General features: G+C 76.7%; 7 protein-coding genes. 3 read left to right on the top strand and 4 right to left on the bottom strand.

Translation table 11 applies throughout. The annotated features are described in order from the left end of the window. Positions 1 to 34 precede the first annotated feature (34 nt). From CNO22_RS24435 to CNO22_RS24425, 3 genes are all read right to left on the bottom strand, one after another. Positions 35 to 1,003 (bottom strand): beta-ketoacyl-ACP synthase III, encoded by a 969-nt coding sequence (locus CNO22_RS24435; RefSeq protein ID WP_100501850.1) that lies wholly within the window; start codon positions 1,001 to 1,003, stop codon positions 35 to 37. Next, on the bottom strand, positions 1,000 to 2,211 hold the full coding sequence (locus CNO22_RS24430; RefSeq protein WP_232807324.1) for an acyltransferase domain-containing protein: 1,212 nt from the start codon (positions 2,209 to 2,211) through the stop codon (positions 1,000 to 1,002). The genes CNO22_RS24435 and CNO22_RS24430 overlap by 4 nt, the downstream gene beginning before the upstream one ends. A gap of 142 nt (positions 2,212 to 2,353) precedes the next feature. Continuing rightward, the gene (locus tag CNO22_RS24425; RefSeq protein WP_100501852.1) at positions 2,354 to 3,532 is read right to left on the bottom strand and encodes a PucR family transcriptional regulator; all 1,179 of its coding nucleotides are present in this window, start codon (positions 3,530 to 3,532) and stop codon (positions 2,354 to 2,356) included. A gap of 51 nt (positions 3,533 to 3,583) precedes the next feature. On the opposite strand from CNO22_RS24425, the gene CNO22_RS24420 reads away from it, so the two are divergent. The 3 genes from CNO22_RS24420 (at position 3,584) to CNO22_RS24410 (ending at position 6,186) form a co-directional block, all read left to right on the top strand. After that, positions 3,584 to 4,267, top strand: coding sequence for a phosphatase PAP2 family protein (locus CNO22_RS24420; RefSeq protein WP_232807323.1), 684 nt, complete (start codon positions 3,584 to 3,586; stop codon positions 4,265 to 4,267). Next, positions 4,264 to 4,809, top strand: a complete 546-nt coding sequence (locus CNO22_RS24415; RefSeq protein ID WP_100501847.1) for a pirin family protein — start codon at positions 4,264 to 4,266, stop codon at positions 4,807 to 4,809. The genes CNO22_RS24420 and CNO22_RS24415 overlap by 4 nt, the downstream gene beginning before the upstream one ends. A gap of 171 nt (positions 4,810 to 4,980) precedes the next feature. Beyond that, positions 4,981 to 6,186 (top strand): M20 metallopeptidase family protein, encoded by a 1,206-nt coding sequence (locus CNO22_RS24410; RefSeq protein ID WP_100501851.1) that lies wholly within the window; start codon positions 4,981 to 4,983, stop codon positions 6,184 to 6,186. Here CNO22_RS24410 and CNO22_RS24405 read toward each other — a convergent pair. Further along, positions 6,183 to 7,112 (bottom strand): FAD-dependent oxidoreductase, encoded by a 930-nt coding sequence (locus CNO22_RS24405; RefSeq protein ID WP_100501846.1) that lies wholly within the window; start codon positions 7,110 to 7,112, stop codon positions 6,183 to 6,185. The genes CNO22_RS24410 and CNO22_RS24405 overlap by 4 nt on opposite strands. Positions 7,113 to 7,279: the final 167 nt, after the last annotated feature.

Below are 7,279 nucleotides of genomic sequence, written 5' to 3'. Positions count from 1 at the left end.
AGGTGTGGATAAGGGACAGGGTGGGGCCGGCCGGTCAGGGCAGGACGACGACCTGGCCGGCGAAGGTGAGCCCGGCGCCGTAGCCGAGTAGCAGGGCGACGTCCCCGCTCCTCGCTTCACCGGACTCGAGCAGCGCGGACAGCGCCAGCGGCACCGAGGCCGAGGAGGTGTTGCCCGAGCGGACGATGTCGCGGGCGATGACCGTGCGCTCGGGCAGCCCGAGTCGCTTGGCCATCAGCTCGATGATCCGCAGGTTGGCCTGGTGCGGCGCGAAGACGTCGATGTCCTCGGGGCCCACACCGGCGCGGTCCATCGCCGTCAGGAGCGTGGCGGTGAGCCGGGTGGTGGCCCACCGGTACACGGCCTGCCCGGCCATGCTCATCGCCGCCTCCCCCTGCGGGATGGCGATGGCCTCGGCCTGGTCGCCGTCGCTGCCCCACACGACCGGCCCGACCCCGGGGGTGTCCGACGCGCCGAGCACGGCCGCCCCGGCACCGTCGGCGAAGATCACCGCGGTCGAGCGGTCGGTCAGGTCGGTGTAGTCGGTCAGCCGCTCGCCGCCGATGACCAGGGCGTTGCGGGCCGAGCCGCTGCGGATCGCGTCGGCGGCGGCGCTGAGCGCGTAGCACCAGCCGGCGCAGCCGGCGTTGACGTCGAACGCGCCAGGCCGCTGGGCGCCGAGCCGGTGCGCCACCTCGGGGGCGAGCCCGGGGATCGGCCGGGGCAGGCTGGCCGAGGCGAGCAGGACGAGGTCGACCTCGGAGGCGTCCAGGCCGCTGGCGGCCAGCGCCTTGCCGCCGGCCGCGACGCTCATCTCCAGCAGCGTCTCGTCGGGCTCGGCCCAGCGGCGCTCGGCGATGCCCACGCGACCCTGGATCCACTCGTCGTTGGTGTCCATGGTCTCGGCGAGCTCGTGGTTGGTGACCCGGCGGCGCGGCCGGTAGCTCCCGAACCCGAGGATGCGGGCGCCGGGCGCCCCGGCGGTCAGCTGGAGACGGGTCATGACTGCACCTCCGGGTAGAGCCGCGCGATCGGGTCGCCGGCGTCGACGAGGTCGCCCTCCTGGACCAGCCACTCGGCGAGGACGCCGTTGTACCCGGCGGAGAGGTCGGCCTCCGCGCGGCGGCTGCGGATGCGGCCCAGCGGCGTGCCGGCCGGCAGCTGGGTGCCCTCGGCGATGGCGGCGGGGCTGACCGTGCCCCGGACGGGGGAGACGACGACCCGCCAGTCGGGCAGGTGGTCGGGCTCGGGGCGGCCGCGTTCGGCCTCGATGAGGGCGCGGGCGCGGTCGAGGTCGGCCGGGCTGCTCACGGCCAGGACCTCGATGTCGCTGCCCTTCCACTCGCGCTTGGCCAGGCCGGCCAGCGCCCCGGCGGGCGGCAGCTCGATGACCGCGGTGACACCGAGCTCGCGCAGGGTCGCCAGGCACGCGTCGAACCGCACCGGGCTGGTGACCTGGCTGACCAGCCGGGACAGCACCTCCGGGCCGCTGGTCACCGCGGCGCCGTCGGCGTTGGAGAGCAGCAGCCGGCTGGGCTCGGCGGGGCGCAGGCCGTCGATCAGCCCCTCGAGCTCGGCGCGGGCCGGCGCCATGTACTCGGTGTGGAAGGCGCCGGCCACCGAGAGCGGCAGGACCCGGGCCTTGGCCGGCGGGTCGGCCTTGAGCGCGGCCAGGCCCTCGAGCGACCCGGCGACGACGACCTGCCCGCCACCGTTCATGTTCGCCGGGGCCAGCCCGTGCTCCTCCAGTGCCGCGCGCACCTCGTCGGGGTCGCCCCCGAGGACGGCGGACATCCCGGTCGGCGTCTGCGCGCACGCCGCGGCCATCGCCCGGCCGCGGACGGCGGTCAGCGCGATCGCCGCCTCCACGCTGAGCACCCCGGCGAGGGCGGCCGCGGTCAGCTCGCCGACGCTGTGCCCGGTGATGACGACGTCCCGGCCGGTCTGCGGCGTGTGGGTCACCGGGCCGGGCAGGCCGCCGAGCTCGCGGGCGACGAACAGGCTCATGGCGACCACCAGCGGCTGGGTCACCGCGGTGTCCTTGATGGCCTCGGCGTCGCCGGTGGTGCCCAGCGCCAGCAGGTCGGCGTCGGCGATCGCGCCGGCCCAGCGGAAGAAGGACTCTGCGCCCGGGAGCTCGAGCCAGTCGGCGAGCATCCCGGGCTTCTGCGCACCCTGTCCGGGGGCGAGGACGGCCAGCACGTTCCTCACCGTTGCAGAGATCACGGCGCCCCGCGGTGGGGAGCGCCACGAAAGCAGACCACTCCTCTTTGGAGGATCCCCACAACAGGACCGGGTTGTCGCGGGGTGTCACCCGGGGTGCGGTGGTGGGAACCACACTGTGCGGGGGTGTTCAGTGCCACAGCGAGCGGTCCTGGTCGAGGGCGGCGAGGGCGAGGGCGACCTGCACGGTCCAGCCGCCGCGCGGGTCGGTGGCCGACACCCCGGTGATCTCCGTGGCCCGCTTGAGTCGGTACCGGACGGTGTTGGGGTGCACGAACAGCGCGCGGGCGCTGGCCTCCAGGTTGCCCCCGCTGGCGAGCACCGCGCGCACGGTCTCGAGGACCTCGCCGCCCGCGGCCTGCAGCGGCAGCGCGATCCGCTCCTGCAGCGTCGCGCGGGCGGTCGGGTCGCCGTCGAGGGCCCGCTCGGGCAGCAGCGCGTCGGCCGCGACCGGCCGCGGGGCGGCCGGCCAGGCGCGGGCGGCGCGCAACCCGGCGAGCGCGGCGGCCGCCGAGTCGCCGGCCTGGCCGAGGCCGTCGACCACCGGGCCCATCACCACCGGGCCGGGGCCGAACTCGTCGCTGAGCCGCTCGGCCGCCGACTGCAGGTCCGGGGAGCCGCCCAGGACGACGACCAGCTGGTCGGCGTGCACCCCGACGAGCACCTCGCTGCGCACCTGCCGGGCGGCCCGGCGGGTGGCGCCGTGCACGTCGCCGTCCCCCGGTGCCGCGCCGACCAGCACGGTCACCGGGGTCATCCCCGCCCAGCCCAGCGCCGAGGCCCGGCCGGAGAGCTCGTCGGAGCGCTCCCCGCGGACCAGCGCGTCGACGAGCAGGGCCTCCAGGCGGGCGTCCCAGGCGCCGCGGCTCTCGGCGAAGCTGGCGTAGACCTGCGCGGTGGCGAACGCGACCTCGCGGCTGTACTGCAGCACCGCCAGCCGCAGCACGTCGGCGTCCCCCGGCTCGGCGACCGTCTCGACGAAGTCGTCCATCACCTCGACGGTCACCCGGACCAGGTCGACGGTGTGCTTGAGCGGCACGACGCGGGCCAGCTCGCGCGGGGCGGCGCCGAAGACCTCGCCGGTCAGCCGCGGCGGGCGGTCGGGAGTGCGGCACCACTCGACGAAGGAGGCCAGCCCCGCCTGCGCGACGAGCATCACCCAGGAGCGCTGGTCGGCGGGCATGGTGCGGAACCAGGGCAGCTCGTCGTCCATCCGCGCGACGGCGCGGGTCGACAGCGAGCCGGAGGCACGCTCCAGCCGCCGCAGCGTGGCGGCGGAGGGCGGGCGCCTGCTGACCCGGTCGGACACAGCGGCCAGCGTGGCACGCACGGCGCGGTCGGGGAGAGTGGGGGAGTGGACGTGCTGCAGCGGGACTCCCGGCGGACGACGACCCGGCGGGCGCTGGCGGCGGCCGTCGCGGGGATCGCGCTGCTGCTCGCCCTGGGCGCCGGGGTGCTCGTGGGCTGGGCGCCGCAGGTCCGGCTCGACGAGTCGGTCAGCCGCGCCCTCTACGCCGGCGACGACCGCTCCGTCACCACGGACGTGCTGCTGGAGGTGCTCACCACCCCCGGGGTCGTCTGGTTCCGGGTGGTCGTCTCGCTGCCGGTGCTGTTCTGGTTGGGCACCCGCAGGGCGTGGCGGACGGCGGGCTGGGTGGTCGCCGCCAACGTGTTGGTCGCGCCGGTGACCGTCCTGCTCAAGGATGCGTTCGGCCGGGTGCGCCCCGCGTTCGAGAACGGCGGTGCCGGCTACGACGGCCTGAGCTTCCCCAGCGGGCACTCCTCGGGCATCGCCACGCTCGTGACCATCGCGCTCGTGCTGGCCTGGCCGCGGCTGGCCGCGCGGCACCGGCGACTCGCCCTCGCGGCCGGGGCGGGCCTCGCCGTCCTCGTCGGGCTGACCCGGATGTGGCTGGGCGTGCACTTCCTCTCCGACGTGGTCGGCGGCTGGGCACTGGGGGTGGCCTGGACGCTGCTGGTGGCGGCCGCCTTCGACGCGCTTCCCGGCGGCCGCGGCGCCCTGCCCGCCCGGGAGGGATCGTGAACCTGGTCTCCGACGTCCTGCTCGAGCCGGACGACGGCTCGCTCGGCCCGCTGCTGCGCCTCGCCGACGACCGGCTGGCGCCCGGCACCGGCTACGGGCGGCACCCGCACCGCGCGGTCGACGTCGTCGCGGTGGTGCTGGCCGGCTCGCTGCGGCACGCGTGGGGGAGCGGCGCGGTGCTGACCGCCGGGGACGTCGCCGTGCTGCGCGCCGGCACCGGCCTGGAGCACGACGAGGTCGCCGGGGACGACGGCGCCCACGTGCTGCAGTCGTACCTGCGCAGTGCCCGCCCCGGGGACGACGCCGCCCACGAGGTGCACGCGAACGCGGACGGCTGGGTGGACCTCGGCCGGCCCGACGCCCGGCTCTGGGTCGAGGCGGTGGCGGACGGGACGTCGACGACGGTGCCGCCCGGGCTGCTCGTGCTGGCCCACCCCGACGGCGTCCGCGTCGAGCAGCAGGCGGGCGGCCCGGTGTCCGGCCCCGCGACCGCGGTGGTCTGGCAGCTGGACGCCACCCGGCCGGCCTGGGCCACCGGCTGAGGGAGGACGCCGCCGGCTCCTCTCGCAACGATCATGGAGTCCGCGTGGCGACACGCCGCGAGGGTCCGGCGTGCCGCCACCGCAGGTCCATGATCGTCGCCGGCGGCCTGGACCCCGGCCGGCCTGGGCCTCCGACTGAACCGCGCAGCGGGCTGGGGGAGAGTGGGCGGCATGCGCAGCCCCGCCGCCGACCTGCTGGCCGCCGCCCGTGCCGACGCCGACCGCACCGTGGAGCTGCGCCGCCGGCTGCACCGCACCCCGGAGATCGGGCTGCAGCTGCCGCGCACCCAGGCCACCGTGGTCGAGGAACTCGCCGCGCTGCCGGTCGAGGTGACGACCGGGGCGAGCACGACCTCGGTGGTCGGCGTGCTGCGCGGCGCCCGGCCCGGGCCCACGTACCTGCTGCGCGCCGACATGGACGCGCTGCCCGTGCAGGAGGACACCGGGCTGCCGTTCGCCTCCGAGGTGCCCGGCGCCATGCACGCCTGCGGGCACGACCTGCACACCGCGATGCTGCTGGGCGCCACCCGGCTGCTCGCCGAGCGGCGCGACGGGATCGCCGGCCAGGTCGTGCTCATGCTGCAGCCGGGGGAGGAGGGCTTCCACGGGGCGCGGTACATGCTCGACGAGGGCCTGCTGGCCGCCGTCCCGGAGGCGCCGGTGGCCGGGGCGTTCGCGCTGCACGTCTTCGCCAACCAGCCCAGCGGGGTGGTCAGTGTGCGGCCCGGCCCGATGATGGCGGCGGCCGACCACTGGGAGGTCACCGTCCGCGGCCGGGGCGGGCACGCCTCGATGCCGCACGCGGCCGCCGACCCGGTGCCGGTGGCCGCGGAGATCGTGCTGGCCCTGCAGTCGATGGTCACCCGCCGCGTCCCGGTGTTCGACCCGGCGGTGGTGACGGTGGCCAACCTGGTGGCCGGCTCGACCGACAACGTCATCCCCGACACCGCGTACCTGCAGGGCACGATCCGCACCCTCTCGCCCGAGCGGCGGGCCGACGTCGTCGCCTCGGTGCGGCGGGTGGCCACGCACGTGGCCGCCGCGCACGACATGGAGGTCGAGTTCGTGCACGCGGAGGGCTACCCGGTCACGGTCAACGCCCCCTCGGTGGTGGCGCGGGTGCTGGGCGTGGCCGGCGAGCTGCTCGGACGGGAGCGCAGCGTCGTCGCCGCCGAGCCGCTCATGGGCGCGGAGGACTTCGCCTACGTGCTGCAGCGGGTGCCCGGCGCGATGACGTTCCTGGGCGCCTGCCCGCCGGGGGCCGACCCGGCGACCGCCGCCGGCAACCACTCCAACCTGGTGGTGTTCGACGAGGACGTGCTGCCCGCCGGTGCCGCCCTGTACGCCGCGATGGCGCTGGACGCACTGGCCCGCTAGACCGCTCGGACCAGGTCGACGACGTCGGCCGCGCAGCCCCAGGAGAGGGTGACGCCGGCGCCGCCGTGCCCGTAGCAGGCGACGACGGGCCGCCCGCCGACGTCCAGCCGTTCGAGCCGGACGGTGGGCCGGCCGGGCCGCAGCCCCACCGCCCGGGAGAGCACCGGCTGTCCGCGCAGCTCGGGGACCAGGGCGCACGCCCGCGCCAGGATCGCGGCCTCCACCGCGGGGTCGGGCTCGGTGCCGGTCGCGCCCTCGACCGCCGTGCCCCCGCAGACGACGTCGCGCCCCCGGGGGACGACGTAGGTCAGCCCCTCCGGGTGGTCGTCGTCCAGCACCCACCCGGTCAGGCCCGGGTCGGCCAGCCGCACCACCTGGCCCTGCACCGGCACGCAGGAGTCGTCGTCGAGGAGCTGCCCGGCGGCCAGCCCCGCGGCCACCACCACGACGTCACCGGCGACCTCGTCGAGCGCGGCGACCCGGCCGGGCACGGTCCCGACGCCGGCCGACGCGCACGCGGCGGCCAGCCAGGGCAGGTACCGGCCGGTGTCGACCACCGGCAGCGTGCACCGGGTGCCGGCGGGGGCCCCGGGTGGGAGCTCCTCCGGGGTCGCCGGGCGGACGTCGGGCACGCCGGGCGTCCACCACAGGTCCGGTTCCGGGGTGCGGTGCACGAACGTGCCGGGCCGCAGCGTCACCCCGGCCGCCGGCTCGGCGGCCAGCCGGGTGAGGACCCCGAGCGAGGTGGCGCCCCAGCGCAGGACGGCGTGCGCGGGCGCCGCCCGGTACGGGAACCATATGGCGGCGGCCACCGCGGAGGTGGTCGCCGCGAGCGGGTCGGCGGTGTGCACCCGGACCCGGTGGCCGGCGCGGGCCAGCTCGAGCGCGCAGGTCAGTCCGACCACCCCGCCGCCGACGACGGCCACCTCCCGGCGGCGGGGTGGGTGCGCTTGCCTTCGCGCCCCCGTCGGCCCTGTCTCCTTCTCACATCTTCCTTCCCTCATGAACGTTCTACACCCCGTCTAGCCGCCTTCGCCGGTAACCTATTCGCCTACCGTCTTAGTTTTCCAACTCACTCTGAACTCGCCTTCAG

Origin of the sequence: Geodermatophilus chilensis, assembly GCF_002802985.1 — a bacterium.
Lineage (GTDB): Bacteria > Actinomycetota > Actinomycetes > Mycobacteriales > Geodermatophilaceae > Geodermatophilus > Geodermatophilus chilensis.
The sequence above is the reverse complement of the archived record's forward strand: the minus strand, read 5'-3'. Positions and strand labels throughout refer to the sequence as shown.

What these genes read in the sequence shown, in the direction of transcription:
- CNO22_RS24435 (WP_100501850.1), bottom strand. Translation starts at nt 1,003, where the DNA reads ATGACCCGTCTCCAGCTGACCGCCGGGGCGCCCGGCGCCCGCATCCTC.
- CNO22_RS24410 (WP_100501851.1), top strand. Translation starts at nt 4,981, where the DNA reads ATGCGCAGCCCCGCCGCCGACCTGCTGGCCGCCGCCCGTGCCGACGCC.